This is a genomic window from Pseudomonas sp. ADAK18, assembly GCF_012935695.1.
Lineage (GTDB): Bacteria > Pseudomonadota > Gammaproteobacteria > Pseudomonadales > Pseudomonadaceae > Aquipseudomonas.
This window is the reverse complement of record NZ_CP052859.1, coordinates 67,285-91,626: the sequence shown is the minus strand read 5'-3', so window position 1 is coordinate 91,626 and position 24,342 is coordinate 67,285. Positions and strand designations below refer to the sequence as shown.

Genomic DNA, 24,342 nt, shown 5'->3' with positions numbered 1-24,342 from the left:
GTAGCCGACACGCTCGCAACTGCCTATAATGCCGCCCCTATGGCTAAACAAAAGAAACACCCAACAGGGACCATCGCGCAAAACAAGAAGGCGCGACACGACTACTTCATCGAACATCGTTTCGAGGCTGGCTTGGTCCTGGCCGGCTGGGAAGTAAAGAGTCTGCGGGCAAGCAAGCTGCAACTGGTCGACAGCTACGTGCTGCTCAAAGACGGTGAAGCATGGCTGCTCGGCAGTCACATCACGCCGCTGACCACCGCCAGCACACACGTCATTGCCGACCCGGTACGTACGCGCAAGCTGCTGCTCAATGCCCGCGAACTGGAAAAGCTCGCCGCTGCCGTGCAACAAAAAGGTTATGCCTGCATCTGCCTGTCGTGGTACTGGAGCAAGCACCTGGTCAAGTGCGAAATCGCCTTGGGCAAGGGCAAGAAGGAATACGACAAGCGTGACACCGAGCGCGAGCGCGACTCCAATCGGGAATTGCATCGCGCCGTGCGTAACAAGGGCAAGGAAGACTGACTTCCTGCCAGCTTGTGACGAGGGTGCCAAGCGCCCTCGGTTATATCCCCTTACGCCGCTCCGCCCGAGCCATGCGTTGAACCTCTTGACGCACTTCCGCCAACACTTCCTGCACATACAGCAGGTGACGTGTTGAAACCTCCCGCGCCTGTTCCGCTCGCCCTTCGATAATTGCCAAGTACAAATCCCGGTGCTGATTGATCAGCATGTCTCGGGTCTCGGTACGCTGCTGGTACATCCCACCAATATTGGTCACCACGTTACGTTTGAGCAGGTCGAACAAGCCACGAATGGTGTGCAGCAGTACGGCGTTATGACTGGCCTCCGCGATAGCCAGGTGAAACCGGGCATCGGCTGCGCCCTCTTCCACACGGCTGACTTCATCCGCCCGCGCGTAGCAATCCTGCAAGGCTTCAAACGCAGCGGTGAGCCGCTCACGATCCACTTCGGTGGCACGTAACGCCGCGTAATACGCACACGACGCTTCAAGGGTCTGACGAAACTCCAGCAAATCGCGCTGAGCCTCAGGGTTGTTTTCCAACAGATGGAGCAGCGGATCACTGAAGGTTGAGCCCAACGAGTCCACCACATAGTTGCCACCACCCTGGCGACTGACCAGCAACCCCTTGGCCGCCAGCTTCTGGATGGCTTCACGCAACGACGGTCGCGACACGCCGAACTGCTCGGCCAGCGCGCGCTCAGCCGGCAAGCGCTCGCCCGACTTTAGCGTGCCCTCAAGGATCATGCCCTCAAGCTGCTCGACAATATCGTCAGACAAACGGCGCTGACGCACCTGATCAAAGCCCATAACTCATTCTCCACGATCCCGACCACTCGCCAGGCCTCTATTCTGGCCTATTGCCGCGTCGCCAGCACCTATCAGAGCGCCTTTGATTCAACCCATCAGATCAACCCGCCGCTGGTATTCGACCAAAGTTTCGAAAGCGGCAAATTGACACGCCCCCTGCAAGGCTCTTAACCTAGCCAACAGCGATTGTAAATTGGTAATACCAATTACCCAAATCAGCCAAAAGTGCCTGACCAACAACAATTAGGGGCCATCCCATATGCAAACCTGGCAACAGCTCTATAGCCCACTCGGCAGCCTCGGCCTGTCCGCAATGGCCGCCGTTATACCCATCGTATTTTTCTTCCTGGCCCTGGCCGTGTTTCGCCTCAAGGGCCACGTAGCTGGCAGCATCACCCTGGCGCTGTCGATCCTGGTAGCGATCTTCGCTTTCAAGATGCCCGTCGATATGGCCCTGGCTGCCGCCGGTTACGGCTTTGCCTACGGCCTGTGGCCAATCGCCTGGATCATTGTCGCCGCCGTATTCCTCTACAAATTGACGGTGAAAAGCGGCCAGTTTGAAATCATCCGCAGCTCCGTGCTGTCGATCACCGACGATCAGCGTCTGCAGGTGCTTCTGATCGGCTTCTGCTTCGGCGCCTTTCTGGAAGGTGCCGCCGGCTTCGGCGCACCGGTAGCGATTACCGCCGCGCTGCTGGTCGGGCTGGGCTTCAACCCCCTGTACGCCGCAGGCCTGTGCCTGATCGCCAATACTGCACCAGTGGCCTTCGGCGCCCTGGGGATTCCGATCATCGTGGCCGGCCAAGTCACCGGCATCGACGCGTTCAAGATCGGCGCCATGACCGGCCGCCAACTGCCGTTACTGTCGATGTTCGTGCCGTTCTGGCTGGTGTTCATGATGGATGGCATGCGGGGCGTCAAGGAAACCTGGCCAGCGGCGTTGGTGGCGGGCTTCAGCTTTGCCGTGACCCAATACTTCACTTCAAACTTCATCGGCCCGGAACTGCCGGACATCACCTCAGCCCTGGCCAGCCTGATTGCCCTGACGTTGTTCCTGAAAGTCTGGCAGCCCAAGCGCACCGCAGGCGCACAGATTGCCGGGGCAACGTCCAGCGCATCGGTCACCGCCAGCGCCGGCGGTTTCGGCCTGCCTCGCAGCACCGTCGCTTCGCCCTACAGCCTGGGGGAAATTTTCAAGGCCTGGTCGCCCTTCCTGATTCTGACGGTCCTGGTCACTATCTGGACCCTCAAGCCGTTCAAGGCGATGTTCGCCACCGGCGGCTCGATGTACAGCTGGGTCTTCAACTTTGCGATCCCGCACCTGGACCAGTTGGTGATCAAGGTCGCGCCTATCGTCACTAACCCGACCGCCATTCCAGCCGTGTTCAAACTGGACCCGATTTCCGCGACCGGCACGGCGATTTTCTTCTCCGCCCTGATCTCGATGCTGGTGCTGAAGATTGACATCAGAACTGGTCTTACCACTTTAAAAGAAACCTTCTACGAGCTGCGCTGGCCGATCCTGTCCATCGGTATGGTGCTGGCCTTCGCATTCGTCACCAACTACTCCGGCATGTCGTCGACCATGGCCCTGGTCCTGGCTGGCACCGGTGCAGCCTTCCCGTTTTTCTCGCCTTTCCTGGGTTGGCTGGGGGTATTCCTGACCGGCTCCGACACCTCGTCCAACGCCCTGTTCAGCTCCCTGCAAGCCACCACCGCCCACCAGATCGGCGTCAACGACGTCCTGTTGGTGGCCGCGAACACCAGCGGTGGCGTAACCGGCAAGATGATTTCCCCACAATCGATCGCTGTGGCCTGCGCCGCGACCGGCCTGGTAGGCAAGGAATCCGACCTGTTCCGCTTCACCCTCAAACACAGCCTGTTTTTCGCGACGATTGTCGGGCTGATCACCTTGGCCCAGGCCTATTGGTTCACCGGCATGCTGGTGCACTGAGACCTACACGTAATAGGGTAAGCAACGACGCCGGACAACCATTCCGGCGTCCGCTATTCCTGGAGGACCCATGAGCCTGCCTGCTGCTTTTCTTGCTGATGTCGCACAGTTGATCCCGAAAAATCGACGCTTCGACGATCCACTTTCCACGCTTGCCTTCGGCACCGACGCCAGCTTTTACCGACTGATCCCACAACTGGTGATCCGCGTCGAATCAGAGGACGAGGTGGTCGCCTTGCTGCAACTGGCGCAGCGCGACCGGGTACCGGTGACCTTTCGCGCCGCCGGCACCAGCCTCTCCGGACAGGCCATCAGCGACTCGGTCCTGATTGTGCTGGGCGACAATTGGAACGCTCGCGAAATTCGCGGCCTGGGTACGCAAATCCGCCTGCAACCCGGTGTGATCGGGGCCCAGGCCAATGCCTGGCTCGCGCCGTTCGGGCGCAAGATTGGCCCGGACCCGGCGTCGATCAATGCCTGCAAGATCGGCGGCATCGTCGCCAACAATGCCAGCGGCATGTGCTGCGGCACCGCGCAAAATACCTATCACACCCTCGCGGGCATTCGCCTGGTATTGGCAGATGGCAGTCGCCTGGACACCGAAGATGCTGCCAGCGTTTCAGCCTTCCGCCAACACCACGGCAACCTGCTGGAGCAGTTGGCAACCCTGGGCCGCGAGACCCGCGCCAATGCTGAGCTGGCTGCAAAAATCCGCCACAAATACCGTCTGAAAAACACCACCGGCCTGTCACTCAATGCCCTGGTGGATTTCGACGAGCCGCTGGATATCCTCAGCCATTTGTTGGTGGGCTCCGAAGGCACCCTGGGATTTATCAGTGCGGTGACCTACGACACCGTGATCGATCATCCCAACAAAGCGTCAGCCCTGATTGTGTTCCCGGATGTAGAAACCTGCTGCAACGCGGTGACAGTACTGAAAACCCAGCCAGTCTCGGCGGTCGAACTGCTGGACCGACGCAGCATGCGTTCGGTGCAGGACAAGCCAGGCATGCCGGCTTTCGTACAACACCTGTCGGAAAATGCCTGCGCATTGCTGATCGAATCCCGCGCCGCGTCTTCCACGCTGCTCCATGAACAACTGGCGCTGATCATGGCTTCACTGGCCGGTTTCCCGGTGGAGAAGCAAGTCGATTTCACCGAAGACCCCGTGGAAAACGCCCGCCTGTGGGCAATCCGCAAAGACACCTTCCCCGCCGTCGGCGCCGTGCGCAAAACCGGCACAACGGTAATCATCGAAGACGTGACCTTCCCGGTCGAACAACTGGCCATCGGCGTTAACCGCTTGATCGAACTGTTCGACAAACATCACTACGACGAAGCCATCCTTTTCGGACATGCATTGGAAGGGAATCTGCACTTTGTCTTCACCCAAGGCTTCAACAGTGCCGAAGAAGTCGCACGCTACCAGGCGTTCATGGACGACGTCGCACAGTTGGTGGCGGTGGAGTTCGGCGGCTCACTGAAAGCCGAACACGGCACCGGCCGCAATATGGCGCCTTTCGTCGAGCTGGAATGGGGCAGCGATGCCTACCAATTGATGTGGCAGCTCAAGCGCCTGCTGGACCCCAACGGCATTCTCAACCCAGACGTGGTGCTCAGCGAAGACCCGCAAATCCACCTTAAACACCTCAAGCCATTGCCCGCCGCCGACGAGCTTGTGGATAAGTGCATCGAGTGCGGCTTTTGTGAGCCGGTCTGCCCGTCAAAAGGCCTGACCTTGAGCCCACGCCAGCGCATCGTGATATGGCGCGACATCCAGGCCAAAAAACGCGCAGGCGTCAACACCACCCAGCTGGAAACCGCTTACCACTACCAGGGCATTGAAACCTGCGCCGCCACCGGCTTGTGCGCCCAACGTTGCCCCGTAGGCATCAACACCGGCGACCTGGTGAAAAAGCTGCGCAGCCGCGACGCCAACCGTACGAAAACGGCCGACTGGCTGGCGACGCACTTCTCTACGGCTCTGCAAGGTGCCCGCTTCACCCTGCACGTCGCCAATGGCGCGCGGATGCTGTTGGGCGCGCCGCGGCTGGCAAAGCTTTCCGCCACCGTGACCAAGCTGTCCAAGGGGCAAATCCCCCAATGGACCAACGCTATGCCACAACCGGAAAAGGCCATTCGCTTCAGCCCCACCGTGAGCGATGAGCGGCCACGCGTCGTGTATCTGGCGGCCTGCGTGTCACGGGCGATGGGACCGTCGGCGGGCGACAAAGAACAAATGTCGCTGTACGACAAAACCCGTGGCCTGCTGGAAAAGGCCGGCTATCAAGTCGTCTTTCCCGACAATCAGGACAGCCTGTGCTGCGGCCAAACGTTCGCCTCCAAAGGCTACGCCGAACAAGCCGAACACAAGCGCGAGGAACTGATCGGCGCCCTACTCCACGCCAGCCGTGGCGGCCTCGACCCGATCTATTGCGATACCAGCCCGTGCACCCTGCGACTGGTGCAAGACCTGGGCGAAACCCGCCTGGACCTCTACGACCCGGTACGGTTTATCCGCACCCACCTGATGGACCGTCTCGACTTCACACCCCAAGAGGCGCCCATCGCCGTACACGTCACCTGCAGCACCCAGCACCTGGGAGAAAGCCAGGCCTTGATCGACCTCGTCCGGAAATGCAGCCACACCGTGGTAATCCCCGAAGGCATTCACTGCTGCGGCTTTGCCGGTGACAAAGGCTTCACCACGCCGGAGTTGAATGCCCACTCACTGCGCTCGTTGAAAGATGCGGTACAACATTGCAGCGAAGGCATCTCCACCAGCCGTACCTGTGAGATCGGCCTGAGCCAGCATGGCGGGATTGATTATCACGGATTGGTGTATCTGGTGGATCGCGTCACCCAGGCTCGCACCCACTAATTCAACCACCCAACAGAACCCCTGCGCGCCGGCGTAGTCATCTGCATAAGCCTCGTTGAACTAGGCTGATCCGTGACCTCGCTGGCTGCCCGCAACCGCCGCGCAGCATCGAGCCCTCTTTGCACAAGGAGATACCCATGAAGCGTTCCGCTCTTGCTGGCTTGTTCATTACTGCTGCGATGCTCGCCTCCCCCGCATTTGCAGCCGGTAAAACAGACGATTTGTGCCAAATCAACCTGGACAGAATCAACAACGGGAAAGCCTTGCTCGCGACCGACACCAGCGGCAAAAGCGGCGAAATAGACACCGCCGTGTCCCAAGCCAAGGCGGCCCATGCCGCAGGTGATGACAAGACATGCATCGAGATCACCTCCAAAGCCCTGCAAGACCTGCAGGACAGCGACAAAGGCGGCAACCAATAGCTAGGCAACCGCTCAAGGCCAACCTTCGGGTTGGCCTTCTGTGACCGTTTGACGTACACTGCACAGGCTTGTCGCTCACTTTGAAACACCGAGCAACAAGCACGGGGCCGTTTAGGATTCGACGCCGGTCGCGAAACTTTAGGTGCATGCCGAGTTGGTAACAGAACTCGTAAATCCACTGTTGCAACTACTTATAGTTGCCAATGACGAAACCTACGGCCAGGAATTCTCTCTCGCTGCGTAAGCAGCTTTAGATCCTGAGCTTCTGGTACCTTCGGGTCCAGCAATCACCAGGGGATGTCTGTAAACCCAAAGTGATTGTCATATAGAACAGAATCGCCGTGCAGTACGTTGTGGACGAAGCGGCTAAAACTTACACAACTCGCCCAAAGCACCCTGCCCTTCGGGTCGCTGAGGGTTAACTTAATAGAAACGGCTACGCATGTAGTACCGACAGCGGAGTACTGGCGGACGGGGGTTCAAATCCCCCCGGCTCCACCATTTCATCATCTAAAGACGTCCACGGACGTCTTTTTTTGTGCCTGAAATCCAGAAGAATCAAGGCTTTCAGCTCCATTGAGATCCATAGAGGGATTTTGAGCTCCATCCATTTTGGTATTCCAAATGGTATTCCAAGCTCACCAGTGCTATTTTTTGGAATACCAAAACGGTGTTAGAGGTAGCTCTCATGCCTGCTCCAGCCCTCCGTCTCACTGACCGTCAGCTCAAGGCAGCCAAGGCAAAAGACAAGGATTACGTCCTCAGTGATGGAGATGGTCTTCAGCTCCGGGTCAGGAGCAATGGCTCGATGCTGTGGAACTTCAACTACCGCGAACCAGTAACCAAAAACCGCATCAATATGGGTCTAGGCACGTACCCAGAGCTCTCACTAGCGAACGCCAGGAAGAAAGTGGTTGAAGCGCGCGAATTGCTGGCTCAAGGCATCGACCCCAAAGCGCAACGCAACACACTTATGGAAGCCAAACGAGCAGAAACGGAACACACGTTTGAGAACGTGGCCACCGCTTGGTTTGAGCTGAAAAAGGACTCCGTCACCCCCGCGTACGCCGAAGACATTTGGCGATCTCTCACGCTGCATGTATTTCCAGATCTGAAAACAACTCCACTCTCGAAAATCACTGCACCAATGGTCATCGCACTGCTTCGTCCAATCGAGGCCAAAGGCAGCCTCGAGACAGTGAAGGTCCGCCAGGATTGCCTCACGCAGGCGCATACCAGTCACACGAGCTAAGAGCACAATGGCACTCACCCTCGACTACTGACGATCTGACAGTGCTTGCACAATCAGCTCGACCTGAACACGGTCTTGGCCTTGCGGGGCCTCACTGCGCACGCTTGAGCGCTGAAAACCTAGCGCCTTGCTCGGACTGGGAATTTTGACGTATTGATCACCGCGCAGCGCGGCCATCGTGCGGTTGACACTAGACAGGCGGTTCTGAGCGGTGGCGATGCCAACGTTGCCCTGCTCAACCTGCTCGCGCATGTGAACGGCGTACCGCATGAGGATCTCGCGGTTGATCTGTCGCGCGTCATTGAGTCCCGGCCCCTCCTCGGATCGACACCATTGCACGAAGGCCTGCCAGCGATCGCTATGGGCTTTGACGGTACCAAAATGGCCATCGCCAAACAGATCTTTCAGGGCTTGCAGTCCGGCATAGCTGAGCTGGCGGCCGAAGCCGAAATTACGCCCAGATCGCTTACCGACCCGAGCCATTTCTCTGTTCCTGGTCGACTGCAGCCAGATCAAGTAAAAGGGCCTGCCAGTGCGCATTCACGATGGAGACCTGACCCCAATCCGTCGGACGAAAACACAGCCTGTTATCGGTGACGTAGAGGTGTGCGCCCTCCTCTTTCAACCATTGAATGATGTCAGTCGCCGAGGCGATAGCTTTATGGGTGGTAGCGACATCGGCGACACCGGCGCCCCCCCCTGGCCTTGCCTGGCTTTAAGCATGGCGACAAAGTTGCGACAGTCACGGCGACAAACCGCTCTTTCGGCTCCTTTTGGCGCTGAGCCAGGTGGTGGCGCAGCGCTTCATCAAGATTGAACATGACGCACCTCGAAGGTATGACCGTCGGTGATCAGCCACTGATGATCAATCAACTCGACCAACAGCTTGGCGGCATGACGGCTGCTCTTGCGGGCAAATCGGGGACCGTTGCGATTCAGCTCTCCAATACTGAAGCGCTTCCACTCTTTGGCCTGCAGCCAGCGCAGCAGCCGGTCCGCCTCTTCCCTCACCCGGCACACCGGTTCCTGCTCGGTCAGACGCTGAATCTCCGTGAGGTAGTAACCGATTAAGGTGGAGGCGCGTTGGATAGCCTCTCTCGCCATCCGGAAGTGTGAAAAAAAGCCTGCGTCGCTGATCCTCGAGCATTGTAAGGAACTCGTAGGCCCCCCCTTCCAAACGGGAGCCCTCATACCCTTCCAAATAGGCGTCTTGGGCAGCGCGAAAGGCGGCCGTCGCACCGTAGATCGGATCGCTCGCGACCAAGCGGCCGAAATCGGCTTGCAGCCGAGAGTCATCCTTGCCATAAACCAGCAACCCATCAGCAGCATTGGTGGACTCATCCCCCACTCCAAAGCTGGACATCGCCTTGAAGATGGGGCGGTCAGAAGTTCTTCGCTTAAGGAGATTGGCCCCAAAAGCATTAGAATAGATACTGGCTTTGCCAAGATCCCCTCCTCCCTGAATCTTCGCGACATCCGCGCAAGTCAGCAGATTGTCTTTTGCCTGCTTGGCATCGGAACAACCGAGGATCATATTCGAACAAAGCGCAAGTAAGTCACGGATAGGGAGGTGCAGCCCGTTGTGCCTGGCAATTTCAACCAAATCGCCCAAGCGGCGAGAGAGCTGGCCATGATCTGACTCACCCAAAAGCCTGCGGCGATTCTCGTCGATGGGACAAATTTTATCTTCAGTCTGAAGTGCGCAGCGTTTGCAGTTGTCCCATTCAGGATGCCCTGCCACAGCCATAGCCACCTCGTCTAACGTTTTGCGGCTAGTAGAGCGGCTGAGATCGAACACCGCCAGGCGATCAGGAGCCGGGCCGGCCTGTAAGAAGCGCTCTTGCAGCGGTTTGCGAAGTGGGTGATCTCGCTCTTGGCGACGACCTAAATCACGGAGACGATCAAGAATTTGCCCATGGTTTGCAGCAAGGATCACGACCTCAGAGTCATCGCCCTCTAGTACCGACCTTTCAAGTCGTTGCAATGGCAAATCGCTCTCCTCGCCATTGAGCTCGGAAAGATCCTTGATAAAGATAGCCAAACGCCCATCCGCCAGATGCAACTCTTTCACGTTACCTTTGGCGGCCCAAGCATTGGGATTCCCACCAATACGCTCCCACAAGGCACGGCAGTGGTACGTCTTACCATCACCAGCAGTTCCGGCGATTAAGATAGACCCCAGCGCCTTGGATTCAATGTGTCTAACCATATCCTCTAAAAAAGGGGCTGATAGGCTAATCGGCTTGACCCTTGCCTGTGCCAGTGCCCTCGAAACATACTCATCGAACATCGCTAGGTTGGTCGATGACGGCCCATAGCTACGCAAAAAGTGAACCCAAGCACTTGATGGTGGAACTTCGACGTTGGAGCGCCGCACGGAGCCGCCACGACCTTTCCCGGCCTGCAGCATCCGCTGATCAATCAGCGCGTCACGTGTTTCCCAATAAAACTCATCAGTTAAATGGGGGAACTGAATTCTGATCCGTTCTAGCAGCGACTGATTGCCAATACTAGAACCATCGGCGGGAACGGCGGCCAGCAAGGCCTCAACCAACTCATTCATTCACAACACTCCCTTGCAGCCCGCGGTAACATGGGCCTACCAAAATAAAATATGGCGACAAATAAACTGGAAGGAATCAGAGGGAAACTGACACTAAGAGCCAGGCAAAAACCTGCGCCTATGGAGAGCCATCCCTGGGGTATTGCGACCAATCAACTTACGATACCTATCACCTTATCCACTGGCAAAGCATGGGTAAAGCCAAAGTCACAGCTTTTTGCCATCATGGATAGCTTACAGAAGCACATTGGTCGGACATTGGTGTTTTGGCCACATGACCGCGACCTTTGCATAACAGGTTTACGAGCAGGCTTGTACACGCCAGCAATCGCTAGCAGAAGCCTTAGATTCCGCTCAAAAACGAGATCGCGAAGTACAACTGTGGAATTGAGAGTTGATCGACGTAAGGGCGGGAATTTAAGAAAATTCGCGAATGGTATTCCAAAAGGTATTCCAATAAAAAAAACAATCCATAAAAATCATAAAGTTATGCAATCAATTCAGATCACCCCGGCCCCCAAATATGAAGCACCACCAAAACCCGCCTTGTGCGGGTTTTGTTGTTTCTGGGCTTCTGAAAAGACACCGCCGAATAGGGTGCCGGATATTTCCTTCAAAACGTCGCGCCATTGATGAACTGGTCTTGCTCAAACGACACGACTAGCCTTGAAAGGTCGCTGCAAAATCAGCGACCGGGTTTAGCAGCTCGGTTAATATCAAGGCATGCAATGCCACCATCCGTTCAAGCGATGCATCAGCATCCGCTTGGCCACGTTATGGCGGCTATGTGTGGGGCACCTTCGGGTGCGCTGGGTTCCTTGATTCCTGGTCTGCTAACCCGCGCATAGTCGCCACCCTTTTCGTTTAGCAGCGATGTCTGGCGACTCCACCAATCAAGGAGCGCAGTCATGAAAAAGATCAGCCCCAATCCACCATGCACGAGCCCGTCCGGTACCAACATCTTCTGTATCGCTAAAAACATCGACACCGAAACCCTGCTCGTACAGGCCTGCGAGACACTCGCGTCGCTGAACGCTATCACTGCTGATCTGGCTTTTGAGCTTGATGGTGTCCATCGCTATAAGCTTCTTGCAACCCAGCAATTGAGCGCCTTGGGTGAATTGCTAGTGGCGCGCGCACTGGACATTCTTGTGCCAACAGCAGATTTAGAAACTGTGGGTAGGACAGCTCCCTGACACAAAAATAACGAACCGACGGGGAACCCGCCAAAAAGGAAATTTGGGTCGAACCATCACTTTTTATGAGCCGCTTGCCCTCGTCGTACGCAACCGTGGTCTGACCCCAATTTCCTCGATTTCCTGTTTCAATTTCAACGTTGAAATTTCAGTAAGTTGGCCCCCCTGCCATTAACAGAATCCCGCGGGTTTCCGACCCCGTATGGGAATCAAATCGTCAGGGGCCCCGGCAGCCCCAACACCCGATAGGATGGTGAGTTACCGCACCGATGCGATGTCTTTCAGTGGCCTTTTTTGGATCAGTGCAAGAAGATAACCACCCACATGTCCCCTCCTCTATGATCAAAAGCGGGTACCGCGCTGCAGGCGGCTTTGACACACGATCTTTAAAGTGAACTCCACCAATGACAAGAAAGAAAAAACGAACGCCGATCCCAACTGATGTTGCTGCGCAGGTGTTGTTCTTGTCTGACCGAACCTGCTGCGTGTGTCGAACGAAGGGAAAACCAGTTCAGATTCATCATGTCGATGAAGATCCGTCCAACAATCTATCCTCAAATCTCTCGACCCTGTGCTTTGACTGTCATCGGGAAACCCAAATTCGCGGTGGGTTCGATCGGAAGCTAGATGCCGATCAAGTGATCCTTTATCGGAATGATTGGCTGAGAATTGTGGCAACCGAAAGGGCTACCTCAGAGGCGAAACGGGAGAAAAGGTCAGACAGAGATGCGCTCGATGTAGAGTTGATTACGAGCATTGCAGAGATATATCGGGAAACAAAACAGTTTGATTCGTTAGCAGTTCACTACGATGTCATCGGCAACAAAGAGCTCCGTGACAAATACGTCGAGCAGGCCATCAGCGGTGGGGCTTCAGCAGATACGATTTTTTACTTACGAGGCAGCCTGCAACAACGACCGGATCTTGTTCCAGAGGAAATCATTGATGATCATCTAGCCGAATTTAGCGACGGTGATGATCACGAACAACACGCAAGGGCACTCCTTGCCATCGGCCGGCGCTTAGAGGCCGCACAGAAATATATTCAGGGTATTAATGACTCATTACAGAATGAAAATTGGTTCTCTGCGGCCTTCTACATCCGAGAGTTCACGGAAGAAAAGCTGATCGAAGATTTACTCAAGGCCGCATACCGAGAATCTACCGACCAGGGAGAGACGTGGTGGCAGGTCCGAGCACTAGAAGAGCTGGGCTGGGCTGCAGAACTAAAGGAGCTACTTCTACGGAAGAAAGATGAGATTGAAATCTCAGGAAATTTGTCGCTCATGGAACTCCTCGCTGAAGCACAGGGGGACCGGGCTCTGTCTAACAGTTTACGGAAAGCAATAGCACGAGGATCGATTCCCGAGTAGACGCTGGTGCCTGAAGTCACCGAAAGAGCGGCTAGCGAGGCCGACCGTGTATCCCCTGCTGTATCCCTGAGACGGGCATAGGCCTTACAAGCCAATAAAAGTTGCCCCTTAATAGTCCTGTTCAAATGAACCCGGCCACCAATTCAACATATAAAGACGTCCCCGGACGTCTTTTTTTTACCTGAAATTCAACCCTACCCACCACATAGACAATCACCCCCCATTATCCCATCATCCCTAACCCCCAAGCACCGACGCCCTTCCCCCTGCGAGGCCCACCATGGACTACCTTGCTGCATTAACCGCCTTCATCGAGGCCGCCGACAGCAACAACTTTTCCCGCGCCGCAGACCGGCTGAACATCAAGGCCTCCACCGTCTCCCGCTACATCAAAGAGCTTGAACAGGACCTGGGCATAGCCCTGTTCAACCGCTCCACCCGCGCGTTGCACCTGACCGAAGGCGGTGAGACGTTCCTGCTCCACGCCCGTGAAGTGTTGAAACAACTTGAGCGCGCAAAAGCCGCGACCTCAGCCCTGAATCAGCACCCACGCGGGGTGTTGAAGTTGAATGTGCCTCCAGCGTTCTGCCGCCATCATCTGATGCCAAGATTCAAAGGTTTCCTCGAGCGTTTCCCAGAGATCAAGCTTGAAGTCACCCTGGAGAACGCCCAGGTCAATCTCATCCATGAAGGCGTCGACCTGGCGATCCGGATTGGCACGCTGGCCGACTCCACGCTCAAGGCGCGCAAGCTGGCGGATGAAACCTTGAAGGTGTGCGTCAGCCCGGCGTTTGCGGCCCTGCATGAGCAGCCTTCAACACCCGAAGATTTGATTCGTTATCCCGCCATTCTGGGCGCTCATCTGTCAGATGAAATCACGCTGATTGCCAAAGACCACGCCGTGCCGATTTCGCTGTCGGGAAGCTTGCGGCTCAATGATCTGGATGCGCAGCTCATCGCGGCCAAAGACGGTCTGGGCATCGCGCTGTTGCCGGACTGGCTGGTGGCGAAGAGTCTTGAGCAGGGAGACCTGCAGGTTTGGCTGCCGCAATGGCGCGTTCAGTCCACCGAGCAGCGATCCGCCATCTGGTTTGTCTACCCTCCCAAGCGCGTCGTCTCCTCTAAGGTGCGCTGTTTTATCGACTTCATCGTGAGTCAGATTGGTAACCCGCCCTACTGGAAAACCTAAGGCAAAGCCGCCATCTCGTCCGGTCAGCTAAAGCGGATGTCCAACGAGCGCAGATGGGTTTGCAAACCGGCGTCCTGGACCGGAATCAAGAAGGCTTCCCGGTCCGATTCGTTAAAGTGCGCATGCCAATACCCGGGCGGCGTTACGAAGGCCAGGCCAGGGCTCCAGTCGACTCGAACGGGGTTGTGAATCTGCCCATCCGCCGCAAGTTCGGTGCCCACCAGGGAATAGCAGCCGTCGGGGCAATCAATGATGAAGTCCAGGGCGATGGATTGATGTCGGTGCGGCTTCTGAATGGAGCCCGCCGGCAGGATGCCGTACATCGCCCATAAAACATGGGTCACTGTTCGGGTTTGAGGGAAGTTGCGGTTGGCCAACAGGATACTGATACGGCTACGGTCCTGGGCACGCGGGTCCTCCGCTGCTTCCCGCAGTTTTGCATTCGCGACCTCGGCGGGGTAAAGGGTCGGAGCGAAACGATCGACTGTGCGGGTCACGCCCAGGAACCGCAGCAACGGCTCGTCATGGACGTAATACAGACGCGTGTCCTCGGTCGCGGTGAGCACCACTGCATCAAGCCCCGGCAGTGCCATGAAGCATCCTTTGGCCCATTCGAATGTATGCCGGCCTTGAACGAGGCCACCGCTGCCGGCGATGACATACAGCACCTGGGACGTGGCATTCGGATTAAGTTTCAGGCTATCTCCGGCATTCAGCCGGATGAAGTTGGCACAGAGGCCAGGCCCCGTGGCGGGCCCTTCACAGCCAAGCGACTCGCTGAGGTCAAGGGGAACGAGCCTGGACTCACCCGAGTTATAAAGCGATGCAGGAAAGCTGTGATAAGGAATGCGGGTGATCAGGTTGGCGCTTATCGGGTTCGCCGCCTTGCTGTATTCGAAATACTCCGCTTCGCGCTCATAGGCAGGCAAGTCGGTGCTGACGCTGGATTTGAGTCGGGTATTCATAAGCTCCACCTTGATGTGCGCTTGATGGCTGCGCGGGTGGAATGACTATAGGAACCCCTCACTCCCGGAGTAAGTGCTCAACCGGCACAGCAGTTGTGTCTAAAAGGGCAGCGATCTTATTGGAGCTGATTCGCCGCCCGCACCAACCGTCGCGCAGCCTCGCGAAGTTCCTCCCGATTCAACGAAGCAAACCCCAGTCGCAACGCGTTCTCCGCTTCATCCACAGGAGAAAACAGTCGACCGCTACGCACCACCAACCCATATTCCAACGCCCGCAGCACCAGTTGATCAACATCGACCCCAGCCTCAAACCGCACCCAAAGCGCCAATCCGCCTTCCGGCTCGCGAATTGAAATCCGCTCCCCAAACCCTTCCAGCAAGCACTTTTGCAGCGTTTCCCGACGCAGGCGATATTCCTTCGTCACGCGCCGCAGGTGTTTCTTCAGCTCACCGTTATTGATCAGGTCCGCCAGCATCTGCTGCGTGACGGCATCGCCCTGTCCCAAGACCAGCGCAGCGTTGCGGTTGAGCACTTCGATCACATCGGTCGGCGCGACCACGTAACTGCAGCGGTAGGTCGACCCCAGCGATTTGGACAATGAGCCGATATAGATCACATGCCGCTGCGTGCTGTCGCTGGCGAGGGGTGCGTAGGGCCGGCCGTCAAAGTGATATTCATGGTCGTAGTCTTCCTCGATCACGCAAAAGTCGTGCTGCCTGGCCAGTGCCAGCAATTGTTGCCGGCGTTCGGCGTGCAGGCTGACGGTGGTCGGAAACTGGTGATGGGGAGTGACATAGATCATCCGGACGTTGTGGAGCCGGCACAGCTCGTCGATGTGATCGACCCGGCAGCCTTCGCTGTCCATGTCCACGGTCACGAGGCGAGCGCCCAATTTGCGGAATATCTCCCACGCCGGCGGGTAGCTCAGGCGCTCTACCAGCACCACGTCACCGGGTTTGAGCAGCGCACTGGCGGTCAGGTACAGCGACATCTGGACACCCTGGGTCAGGCAAATATGTTCGGCACCCACGGCCAGGCTGCGATTGTTGCGCAGCATTTCGGCCAGGGCTTTACGCAGTTCATAACTGGTGCCCTCGCTACCGTGGCGCACGGTATTGGAGGCAAAACTGCTGCGCAGGGCTCTGCGGTAGTAGCGATGCAACAGGGCTTGGGGCAGCAAACGGTGGTCACAGGCGCCGTTATCGAAGAACAGGACCTCGGGCCGATGTTGCAAGGCGGTCATCTGGTCGTTTTGGGCAAAATACGCAACGGCAGGTTGTGCCTGAAGCTCTAACGCGAAAGACTGCGGTTCACTTCGGGCAGTGGCTGCGGCTGCCAACTGCGCGCTGACAAAAGTGCCTCGACGCTGTTCGCTGACCAGCCAGCCCTTGGTGATGGCTTCTTCATAGGCGAGGATCACGGTCTTGCGGTTGACGTCGAGCAACCGCGCCATTTCCCGGGTCCCGGGCAAAAGCGTCCCGGGCGGCAGGCGACCGTCGATAATCGCGCTCACCAGCCCTTCGACGATCTTGCGATACGAGGCTTGGGACTCAGCACCATCCAGCTTGAGCAGGAGTTGCCATTTGCGCATCTGGACCATCTGAAATATCCAAAACTGGAGGTTCTAATGGTCCTAAGTCTAGCGCAACAATCAAACCTCATTCACCCCCGAGGTCTTTATGAACACACGCCATGTCATTGAATTGTCGCCCTCGGGCAAAACCTTCGAGGCCGGTGAAGAGTTGCTGCTCGACGCCATGCTCGCCAGTGGGCTGTCGGTGCCATTCTCGTGCCGTCGGGGTGCTTGTGGTTCGTGCAAGGTCAAAGTCATGGGCGGGCAATACCGTGACAAAATTCTGCTGCCAGGCGCCCCAGCCCCTTCTTATCCCCTCGCCGACGATGAATTGCTGCTGTGCCAGAGCCATGCCTGCGCCGATATGCGCCTGGAAATCCCCGGATGGTCGTTGGACACACCGCCGCTGGAAGTCACCGCACACGTGTTGAGTAAACGCGCGCTGAGCGTTGATATCACCGAGTTGGTGCTCAAGCCCGACAGCTTGGAGACGCTTGAGGTGCGTGCCGGTCAGTACGTCAAGTTTCGCCTCGATGAGGGCGATAGCCGCTGCTTCTCGATTGCCAATCTGCCGGCACAGGATCACGGCCAACTGGTGTTTCATATTCGCCGGGTCAGCGGTGGGCTGTTCTCCGAGCGCAGGCTGGCGACACTGGAGGTGGGCGATGCGCTCACGCTGGAAGGCCCATTCGGCGCGTGTACCTGGCAGCACGATGATGATCGCCCGGTCGTACTGTTCGCCACCGGAACCGGCTATGCAGGCGTCAAGCCGCTGCTGCTGAGCGCGCTGGCGCGCCATGCCGAGGTGACGTTGTATTGGGGCGGCTCATGGCCGGCGGATTTTTACGACCGCGACTTCCTCGACCAGGCCATCACCACGCACCCGCGTTTTTCCTGGCACGCGGTCTTGTCCTCCGAAGCCCAGGTGCAGCAGGTTGCGCTAGGGCAGAGGCATCGTTGGGCGGATGCCCAGGTCTACGCCTGCGGGAACAGCTCAATGATCCGCACTGTCCGCGAACAATGCCTTGCGGCGGGCCTGTCGGCTCACCGTTTTGTCGCTGAGGCCTTTGTGCCCAGTGGCCTGTCGCAACCCGCGTCGGGAGCCAAACCGCTGGATCCGGTCTGGGAAAAAGTCGGCCCGCGCTATTCACTGGACGGCATGTTGGCGGCCCGCGAGCAGTCGGTACGCGCCTTGACGTCGATTGCCAGTCAACTGCGCGTCGGGATGACCACAGCCGAAGCCATCGATATGGCCAATCAACAGCTGCAGATCATGGGCGCCTCCCACACGTGGCATCCGACCTATATCCGGTTTGGCGAAGACACCATTCGCACGCCACGCCAAGGTATCGATCCGCAGCGCACGTTACGCGTGACCGATATTGCTGTGGTCGATCTCGGCCCGGTGTGGGACGGTTACGAGGGCGACTATGGCGACACCTTCGTGTTTGGCGAGCACCCGCTATACGAGGCGTGCGTCAAAGCGCTGCATGAAGTATTCGACGAAACCCGCGCAGCCTGGCACCGCGGGCTGACTGGCCAGGAGCTGTACGATTTCGCTCAGCACAGCGCGGCCGCAAAAGGTTGGGAGCTGGAGCGCAATCTCGCCGGGCACCGTATCGCCGATTTCCCCCACGCGTTGTTTGGCGATACGAAACTGGCTGAACTGGAGATCGTGCCGAGCGAGATGGTTTGGGTTCTGGAAATCCAGTTGTGTCACCCCACCGAAGCGGTCGGCGCGTTCTTTGAGGATATTCTGATCGCAGAAGCCGCTACGCCCCATTGAAACAACGCATCCAAGGCGAACGATCCGGCCGGCGGATCGTTCGTCTTCAATGTAGCTACACTTGCAAACCGTTATAGTCGACGCAGTTCCAGCAGCACCTGAAACCCACACGATCAGACAACCGGAAGTCCGATACCTCATGCTCAAGCCCGCCCTGCTTCTGACCCTCGCCACCGTCTCGACCTTCGCCCATGCGGACCTCGCTGGCGTCTGGCAAGGCACACTCGGCAAAACACCGATAACCGCCTGTTTCAACGCTGCACCCGACACCGGCGGCAGTTACTACTACCAGCGATTCCTCGCACCGATCCAACTGGCTCAAGAAAAGGCCGGTGAACCTTGGGCGGAAGACGGTAAAACCGGGTTCTGGCAGCTGGACGAACCCCAGGGCGATACGCTGACGGGAACCTGGAGTAAGGCCGCAGGCGGCACGTCGTTACCCTTGGCATTGAAACGGGCAAGCACCGAGGGCTGTGGCAGCGACGCCTATAACGCGCCAATGGAAGCAGCAGCACTCCCCGTCAAAGTGGAGAAAAAAACCTTCGGCGAACACTCCTATCAGGTTAAGACCCAAGGCGCCCAAGTCACCTTCAAACTGGAGGGTGACAGCCCGGCGATCAAGAAGATCAATCAGCAGCTGGCACGCCTGGCCGTCAGCCCTGAAGGCCAGACAGCGTTTTTCAGCGAGCGCCGTAAATACCTGGGCAGTAACGGTTCCGCCAACACCAGCGAAATCACGGTCGAGCCCACGTATTGGTCGTCCCAGTGGATCACCATCAAGTTCTACCGCTGGACCGCAGGCTTCGGTCGCAACGGCATCAGTTGGGGCCTGCACACCTGGAACCTGCAAACCGGTGAAAGCGTAGATCCGTGGACCTGGCTCGGCGGTCGCCAGGAGTGGTATGACCCCTACTCCGGCGAAGTGAAATTGTCACCCAAGTTCAGCGCCTGGCTGGAAAAGCAAACCACCGTGGACGAAGGCTGCCCGGCGGTCACCAGCTATTCGACTTTCGACCTGAGCTTCAACACCCAAGGCCTGCAGCTCTCGACCCCGGCCACAGGTGACGGTTGCGACAATGAGTTGAGTTTCACCTGGGACCAACTGGCGCCGGTGCTGTCGGCATCCGGCAAGGCGGCGTTGCCCAGCCTGAAGTTGCCTTAGCCACTGTCAAGCAAACGAAGGCAATCCCATGTGGGAGCTGCCGAGCTTTAGCGAGGCTGCGATGGCGGTGGGTCAGGCAACATCAATGTTTGCAGTACCGACGCCATCGCAGGCAAGCCAGCTCCCACCTTTGATCTTCGCTGTATTGACGCTCTGCCTTCGCTTAACTGATCGGCATGAAGGCCAACCTCACAAAAACCCATCACTCATTCACGAATTGTTAAGAATCGCCCTCGTATACTCACCGATTGCCCGGACTGCTCCCCCGAACGGTCCCTTGCCCACGGTGGCCTGAATCCATGACGCGCTCTGCTCCGCTGCTGCTCCTGCTCGCTGCTCTGCTGTTTTTCTTCGCCCTCGGCAATCACGAGTTGCAAGGCTCGACCGAAGCCCGGGTGGCCGGGATCGCCATGGCCATGCACCTGGATAACGACTGGGTCGTGCCTCGGCTGTTTCGCGAACCCTTCCTGGAAAAACCACCCTTGAGCCTGTGGATCGACGCCGGGGCGATTCGCCTGTTTGGCGGCACCACCTGGGCGGTACGCCTGGCGTCGGCGTTTTCCGGTTTGTTCAGCGTGATGCTGCTGTACGGAATGTTGCGCAAGTTTGGTCGGCCAAAAACCCTGGCCTTTGTCGCTGGGCTGATGCTGGCGACCATGGGCAGTTATTGGAGCAACGTGCGTGGGGTCGGTGAAGATGCGCTGCTCAGCCTGGGCGTGACCATGGCCCTGCTGGCGTTTTATCAGGCCAATCGCCCCGAGTCTGAGCGTTCGGCCTCCAACCTCGGCACCTGGCTGCTGTTTACCCTCGGGATGTTGATTGCCACATTGAGCAAAGGCGTGCTGGGCCTGGCGATGCCGGGCATCGTGATCTTTGCCTACCTGGCCTGTACCAGCCTGATGGATAAACGCCTCAAGCTTGGCGACTGGATTCGCCCGGGCCTGTTCACGCTGCTGGCCCTGCTGCCCTTGATGATCTGGCTGGGCTTTCTGTTCCAGCGCGATGGCATGCAGGCGGTTCGCGAGGTGCTGTTGACCAACAGTGTCGGACGCTTCGACGGCTCCTTCGTCGAAGCCGGTCACTACGAGCCGTTCTACTACTACCTCGCCAAATTGCCCGAAGCGTTTTTGCCCTGGAACATCCTGGTGTACCTGGGGTTGTGGCACTTCCGTAAAAGCCTGATGCGCAACCGTTACCGGCTGTTCTTCAGTGTATGGCTGGTGGCGCAGTTCACCCTGCTGACGTTTGCGTCGAGCAAGCGCACGGTGTACCTGATGTCGCTGACACCTGCCGCTGCTGTGCTCGCGGCGGAATATGGCGCGGTACTGCTGGAGTGGCTGAAAGGCCGCACACAAACCTCGCACTTCGCCAAACACGTCTACGGCCATCGTTGGGGACTGGTGGGAGGCTTCTTCACCTTCGTGATTGCCTGCTACCTGATCGCTGCGTTCTGGTTTGCGCCCAAGGCCGATGTACGCCAATCGTTTGTGCCAGTGATCAGCCAGATCCAGGCGCTGCAAGCCGAGGGGAAAGAGGTGGCGCTGTATCAACCGAACGAGCGGATCGCGGGCGCCGGAGTGTTCTATATGCAGGCGTACCTGCCGATTCTGCAGACGGAGTCGGAGCTCAGAAGCTACCTCGCCGCCAAGCCGGGCAACATCGCCCTGGTGGACAATACCGAACGCCTGGGCGTACCGGTAAAGGTGGTCAAGGCGATGGCGGTGAACCGTCAGCCTTATTTCCTTGTCGAGCAGTGATCAGAGAGGAGCGCTTGAACAAGCGCTCCTTCGCGCTCTTATTGAGCGGTTTTCAGCTTGACCACGTCACCCGACACCTTGGTGGTGTAGCCGGTCAGAACCCATGCCCAGAACCAGTTTTCCTGGATTTGGGTATTGATCATCGCGTCGCCACCCTTGGCCTGGATGGCAGCGGTTTGAGCGCGCACGAAACGGTTGTTCTGTTTGATTGGGATAACGCCCAGCAGCAGTACGCCGGTGGCCGTTGCTTCACTGTGACCAATCACTGTGTATTGGCTCGAATCCAGTTGCTGGGTCTTCATCGCGGTACCGGTACAGCCACTGACAGCCAGGGCCAACAACAGGGAAGCAGCGATTTTACTGACGTGGTTCAAGGTAAAACTCCATGTGCAAAAGCCCGGGACTCAGTTCTCGGGCGGGCGGTACTCTAACGGCATTGCCTGCCGATGAGAACCGCTATCGCCAGCATCGTCCACCCTCGGGCGCTTGCCACCCACAACCGTTTATCCGTGAACCCCACCTTCGCAAAAAAACCGTTTCAGCTCTCGCCAAGGCTGCCGATACCTCCTGACTATCCATCGGCTGGGCGAACTTCCAGCAACTGATGTCACGCAATCTGTTCCTGGAGGAATTCGATGAATACTTGGTTCGGCAACATCAGCGTCAACCTGAAGCTGGGCCTGGGCTTCGGCCTGGTCCTGCTCCTGACTTCGATCCTGGCCCTCACCGGCTGGACCAGCCTCGGCGGGTTGATCGACCGCAGCAACTGGATGAGCGACATCACCCAGCTCAACGCCTCGCTGACCAAGCTGCGCATTGTTCGCCTGCAGTACATGCTGGCCAACGGCGACGAAACCGTGGCGCAAAACGTACAGACCAGCCTCGACGGTTTTGTCGCGCAACAGCAAAAGCTGCTGACCAGTTTCAAGAGCCCGGAAAACCTCAAGCTGCTCAACCAACAGAAAAGCGTCATCACCGCCTACCAGCAGTCCCTGAACAAAATGCGCGAGGCCTACCGTGCCGGCAACGCCGCACGCCAAGCCATGGGTGACCGTGCTGATGCGGCCGGTGCCTTGATTGACGCGCTGGACACCCATGTGCGCCAGATGCCGCTGAGTGATGACCGCTTTGACCAATTCAAAGCCATCACCGACGCCAAGGAACAGTTCCAACGCGCCCGCTATGAAGTACGTGGCTACACCGGAGATACCAATGCCGCTACCGAGGCTCGCGCAGCAGCGCAGGTCGATGCGGCCATCAACGGCCTGAAAGACCTTGGCAACGTGTTTGGCGCCACCCAGCAAACCCAACTGAACTCGCTGGAGACCGCCCTTGGCGCCTATCGCAGCGCACTGCAAAACTATAAGGCCGCCAGCGCCAATATCGTTCTGGCTCGCCAGGAAATGACCGTACAAGGCGCCGATATCCTCGGCATCAGCGACAAGCTGTACGACATCCAGCTGGAGCGCCGCGACCTGGAAAGTACCCAGGCCCGCAGCCTGCAATTGATCAGCACTATCCTGGCATTGCTGGTGGGCATCATCGCCGCGCTGATCATCACTCGCCAGATCACCCGGCCGCTGCGCGACACCCTGGCCGTGGTCGAACGCATTGCCTCCGGAGACCTGAGCCACACCATCCAAGTGACCCGTCGCGACGAACTCGGCGTGTTGCAACAAGGCATCCAGCGCATGGGCAGCACTTTGCGCGAGTTGATCACCGGTATCCGCGACGGCGTGACCCAGATCGCCAGCGCTGCCGAAGAATTGTCAGCCGTCACTGAACAGACCAGCGCCGGCGTCAACAGCCAAAAGATCGAGACCGATCAAGTGGCCACCGCCATGCATGAGATGACTGCCACCGTGCAGGAAGTGGCACGCAATGCCGAAGAAGCCTCTCGGGCCGCCTCGGCCGCCGACGGCGAAGCCCGTGCGGGCGACAAGGTCGTGGCTGAAGCCATCGCCCAGATTGAACGCCTGGCCGAAGAAGTGGCACGCTCCACCGACGCCATGGCCTTGCTGCAACAGGAAAGCAGCAAGATCGGCAGCGTGATGGACGTGATCAAAGCCGTGGCCGAACAGACCAACCTGCTGGCCCTCAACGCAGCGATTGAAGCGGCGCGCGCCGGCGAAGCCGGTCGTGGGTTTGCCGTGGTGGCCGACGAAGTGCGGGGCCTGGCCCAGCGCACGCAGAAATCCACCGAAGAAATCGAAGGCCTGGTGGCCGGTTTGCAGAACGGCACCCAGCAAGTGGCCAACGTGATGAACAACAGCCGCAACCTCACCGACAGCAGTGTCGAACTGACCCGCAAGGCCGGTGTATCACTGAAAAACATCACCCGCACGGTGTCGAACATCCAGTCGATGAACCAGCAGATCGCCGCTGCTGCCGAACAGCAAAGCGCCGTGGCCGAGGAAATCAGCCGCAGTATCGTCAACGTGCGTGACGTGTCGGAACAGACCGCGGCGGCCAGTGATGAGACCGCCAAGTCCAGTGTGGAACTGGCGCGGTTGGGCGGGCAGTTGCAGCAGATGGTGAGCCACTTCCGGGTCTAAGTGCCATGCCTTTCAAGGTCTTTGAAAAATCCGCCGCATTTGGAGAGTGAACACTGACCTTGTGGCGAGGGGGCTTGCCCCCGCTGGACTGCGGAGCAGCCCCAGATAAAACGACTGCTTTCTTTCAGGAAGACCGAAGAGGCAGGTTTTAGGGCTGCTTCGTAGCCCAACGGGGGCAAGCCCCCTCGCTACAAGGTCAGTGTTCGGCCCTAATTGACCGGTATTAGCCGAAAAACTGTTTTTTCAAAGAACTTGAAAGGGCTGGGTCTAAGTGCGCCTCTTCTTCCGTAGCAGCTGTCGAGCCTTGGCGAGGCTGCGTCGCAGGCAACTCGGTTCTGAGAACTGGCTTGCCTGCGGTGTGGCCGACGTAGCCTCGCTAAGGC

General features: G+C 57.9%; 15 protein-coding genes, 1 other RNA gene and 4 pseudogenes. 13 read left to right on the top strand and 7 right to left on the bottom strand.

Annotated elements, in window-relative coordinates; all coding sequences use genetic code 11:
* The first annotated feature begins 39 nt into the window (after window positions 1–39).
* Window positions 40–522 carry an SsrA-binding protein SmpB gene (gene smpB, locus HKK55_RS00375; RefSeq protein WP_003235073.1) on the top strand — a complete coding sequence of 161 codons (483 nt, stop codon included), beginning with the start codon at window positions 40–42 and terminating at the stop codon, window positions 520–522.
* Window positions 523–562: 40 nt separating this feature from the next.
* Here the strand turns inward: smpB and HKK55_RS00370 are convergent, their stop codons facing one another.
* Window positions 563–1,330 carry an FCD domain-containing protein gene (locus tag HKK55_RS00370; RefSeq protein ID WP_169352860.1) on the bottom strand — a complete coding sequence of 256 codons (768 nt, stop codon included), beginning with the start codon at window positions 1,328–1,330 and terminating at the stop codon, window positions 563–565.
* 259 nt (window positions 1,331–1,589) lie between these two features.
* Here HKK55_RS00370 and HKK55_RS00365 point away from each other — a divergent pair, with 259 nt between their 5' ends.
* The 5 genes and pseudogenes from HKK55_RS00365 to HKK55_RS00345 all read left to right on the top strand — a co-directional run.
* A complete protein-coding gene (locus tag HKK55_RS00365; protein WP_169352859.1) occupies window positions 1,590–3,284 on the top strand; it encodes a lactate permease LctP family transporter in 1,695 nt (564 codons plus the stop codon).
* A gap of 70 nt (window positions 3,285–3,354) precedes the next feature.
* The gene (locus HKK55_RS00360) at window positions 3,355–6,165 is read left to right on the top strand and encodes an FAD-binding and (Fe-S)-binding domain-containing protein (RefSeq protein ID WP_169352858.1); all 2,811 of its coding nucleotides are present in this window, start codon (window positions 3,355–3,357) and stop codon (window positions 6,163–6,165) included.
* Between the two features lie 137 nt (window positions 6,166–6,302).
* On the top strand, window positions 6,303–6,587 hold the full coding sequence (locus tag HKK55_RS00355; protein WP_155584212.1) for a hypothetical protein: 285 nt from the start codon (window positions 6,303–6,305) through the stop codon (window positions 6,585–6,587).
* A gap of 103 nt (window positions 6,588–6,690) precedes the next feature.
* Window positions 6,691–7,088: a transfer-messenger RNA gene (ssrA, locus tag HKK55_RS00350) on the top strand.
* Between the two features lie 187 nt (window positions 7,089–7,275).
* Window positions 7,276–7,791 (top strand): annotated as a pseudogene (locus tag HKK55_RS00345) (integrase arm-type DNA-binding domain-containing protein); the annotation flags it as partial.
* On the opposite strand, the pseudogene HKK55_RS00340 reads toward HKK55_RS00345, so the two are convergent.
* The 3 pseudogenes from HKK55_RS00340 to HKK55_RS29200 form a co-directional block, all read right to left on the bottom strand.
* Window positions 7,777–8,322, bottom strand: a pseudogene (locus tag HKK55_RS00340) (integrase); the annotation flags it as partial. The pseudogenes HKK55_RS00345 and HKK55_RS00340 sit on opposite strands and share 15 nt — an antisense overlap.
* Window positions 8,306–8,660 (bottom strand): annotated as a pseudogene (locus tag HKK55_RS29450) (hypothetical protein). The pseudogenes HKK55_RS29450 and HKK55_RS00340, both read right to left, overlap by 17 nt.
* Window positions 8,647–8,928: pseudogene (locus HKK55_RS29200) on the bottom strand (DUF3987 domain-containing protein); the annotation flags it as partial. The pseudogenes HKK55_RS29200 and HKK55_RS29450, both read right to left, overlap by 14 nt.
* A gap of 2,382 nt (window positions 8,929–11,310) precedes the next feature.
* Between HKK55_RS29200 and HKK55_RS00320 the strand changes: the two are divergent.
* From HKK55_RS00320 to HKK55_RS00310, 3 genes are all read left to right on the top strand, one after another.
* On the top strand, window positions 11,311–11,598 hold the full coding sequence (locus HKK55_RS00320) for a DUF6124 family protein (RefSeq protein ID WP_169352857.1): 288 nt from the start codon (window positions 11,311–11,313) through the stop codon (window positions 11,596–11,598).
* A 404-nt stretch (window positions 11,599–12,002) separates the two neighbouring features.
* Complete coding sequence (locus tag HKK55_RS00315; protein WP_169352856.1) at window positions 12,003–12,971, top strand: HNH endonuclease signature motif containing protein; 969 nt, start codon at window positions 12,003–12,005, stop codon at window positions 12,969–12,971.
* Between the two features lie 280 nt (window positions 12,972–13,251).
* Window positions 13,252–14,160 (top strand): LysR family transcriptional regulator, encoded by a 909-nt coding sequence (locus tag HKK55_RS00310; RefSeq protein WP_169352855.1) that lies wholly within the window; start codon window positions 13,252–13,254, stop codon window positions 14,158–14,160.
* A gap of 23 nt (window positions 14,161–14,183) precedes the next feature.
* Here HKK55_RS00310 and HKK55_RS00305 read toward each other — a convergent pair whose 3' ends face one another.
* Together HKK55_RS00305 and HKK55_RS00300 are read right to left on the bottom strand one after the other, a co-directional pair.
* The gene (locus HKK55_RS00305) at window positions 14,184–15,125 is read right to left on the bottom strand and encodes a cupin (protein ID WP_169352854.1); all 942 of its coding nucleotides are present in this window, start codon (window positions 15,123–15,125) and stop codon (window positions 14,184–14,186) included.
* A gap of 116 nt (window positions 15,126–15,241) precedes the next feature.
* Entirely contained in the window at window positions 15,242–16,726 is a 1,485-nt protein-coding gene (locus tag HKK55_RS00300; protein ID WP_169352853.1) for a PLP-dependent aminotransferase family protein, read from the bottom strand.
* Window positions 16,727–16,805: 79 nt separating this feature from the next.
* Here HKK55_RS00300 and HKK55_RS00295 point away from each other — a divergent pair, with 79 nt between their 5' ends.
* The 3 genes from HKK55_RS00295 (at window position 16,806) to HKK55_RS00285 (ending at window position 21,404) form a co-directional block, all read left to right on the top strand.
* Window positions 16,806–18,485, top strand: coding sequence for a M24 family metallopeptidase (locus HKK55_RS00295; protein ID WP_169352852.1), 1,680 nt, complete (start codon window positions 16,806–16,808; stop codon window positions 18,483–18,485).
* A 139-nt stretch (window positions 18,486–18,624) separates the two neighbouring features.
* A complete protein-coding gene (locus HKK55_RS00290) occupies window positions 18,625–19,647 on the top strand; it encodes a hypothetical protein (protein ID WP_169352851.1) in 1,023 nt (340 codons plus the stop codon).
* A 299-nt stretch (window positions 19,648–19,946) separates the two neighbouring features.
* Window positions 19,947–21,404: a glycosyltransferase family 39 protein gene (locus HKK55_RS00285; RefSeq protein ID WP_169352850.1), complete on the top strand. Its 1,458-nt coding sequence runs from the start codon at window positions 19,947–19,949 to the stop codon at window positions 21,402–21,404.
* Window positions 21,405–21,442: 38 nt separating this feature from the next.
* Here HKK55_RS00285 and HKK55_RS00280 read toward each other — a convergent pair whose 3' ends face one another.
* Window positions 21,443–21,778, bottom strand: a complete 336-nt coding sequence (locus HKK55_RS00280) for a hypothetical protein (protein WP_169352849.1) — start codon at window positions 21,776–21,778, stop codon at window positions 21,443–21,445.
* 261 nt (window positions 21,779–22,039) lie between these two features.
* Between HKK55_RS00280 and HKK55_RS00275 the strand changes: the two genes are divergently transcribed.
* Window positions 22,040–23,959: a methyl-accepting chemotaxis protein gene (locus HKK55_RS00275; RefSeq protein ID WP_169352848.1), complete on the top strand. Its 1,920-nt coding sequence runs from the start codon at window positions 22,040–22,042 to the stop codon at window positions 23,957–23,959.
* The last annotated feature ends 383 nt before the right edge of the window (window positions 23,960–24,342 follow it).

What these genes read in the sequence shown, in the direction of transcription:
- smpB (WP_003235073.1), top strand. Translation starts at nt 40, where the DNA reads ATGGCTAAACAAAAGAAACACCCAACAGGGACCATCGCGCAAAACAAG.
- HKK55_RS00370 (WP_169352860.1), bottom strand. Translation starts at nt 1,330, where the DNA reads ATGGGCTTTGATCAGGTGCGTCAGCGCCGTTTGTCTGACGATATTGTC.
- HKK55_RS00365 (WP_169352859.1), top strand. Translation starts at nt 1,590, where the DNA reads ATGCAAACCTGGCAACAGCTCTATAGCCCACTCGGCAGCCTCGGCCTG.
- HKK55_RS00360 (WP_169352858.1), top strand. Translation starts at nt 3,355, where the DNA reads ATGAGCCTGCCTGCTGCTTTTCTTGCTGATGTCGCACAGTTGATCCCG.
- HKK55_RS00355 (WP_155584212.1), top strand. Translation starts at nt 6,303, where the DNA reads ATGAAGCGTTCCGCTCTTGCTGGCTTGTTCATTACTGCTGCGATGCTC.
- HKK55_RS00320 (WP_169352857.1), top strand. Translation starts at nt 11,311, where the DNA reads ATGAAAAAGATCAGCCCCAATCCACCATGCACGAGCCCGTCCGGTACC.
- HKK55_RS00315 (WP_169352856.1), top strand. Translation starts at nt 12,003, where the DNA reads ATGACAAGAAAGAAAAAACGAACGCCGATCCCAACTGATGTTGCTGCG.
- HKK55_RS00310 (WP_169352855.1), top strand. Translation starts at nt 13,252, where the DNA reads ATGGACTACCTTGCTGCATTAACCGCCTTCATCGAGGCCGCCGACAGC.
- HKK55_RS00305 (WP_169352854.1), bottom strand. Translation starts at nt 15,125, where the DNA reads ATGAATACCCGACTCAAATCCAGCGTCAGCACCGACTTGCCTGCCTAT.
- HKK55_RS00300 (WP_169352853.1), bottom strand. Translation starts at nt 16,726, where the DNA reads ATGGTCCAGATGCGCAAATGGCAACTCCTGCTCAAGCTGGATGGTGCT.
- HKK55_RS00295 (WP_169352852.1), top strand. Translation starts at nt 16,806, where the DNA reads ATGAACACACGCCATGTCATTGAATTGTCGCCCTCGGGCAAAACCTTC.
- HKK55_RS00290 (WP_169352851.1), top strand. Translation starts at nt 18,625, where the DNA reads ATGCTCAAGCCCGCCCTGCTTCTGACCCTCGCCACCGTCTCGACCTTC.
- HKK55_RS00285 (WP_169352850.1), top strand. Translation starts at nt 19,947, where the DNA reads ATGACGCGCTCTGCTCCGCTGCTGCTCCTGCTCGCTGCTCTGCTGTTT.
- HKK55_RS00275 (WP_169352848.1), top strand. Translation starts at nt 22,040, where the DNA reads ATGAATACTTGGTTCGGCAACATCAGCGTCAACCTGAAGCTGGGCCTG.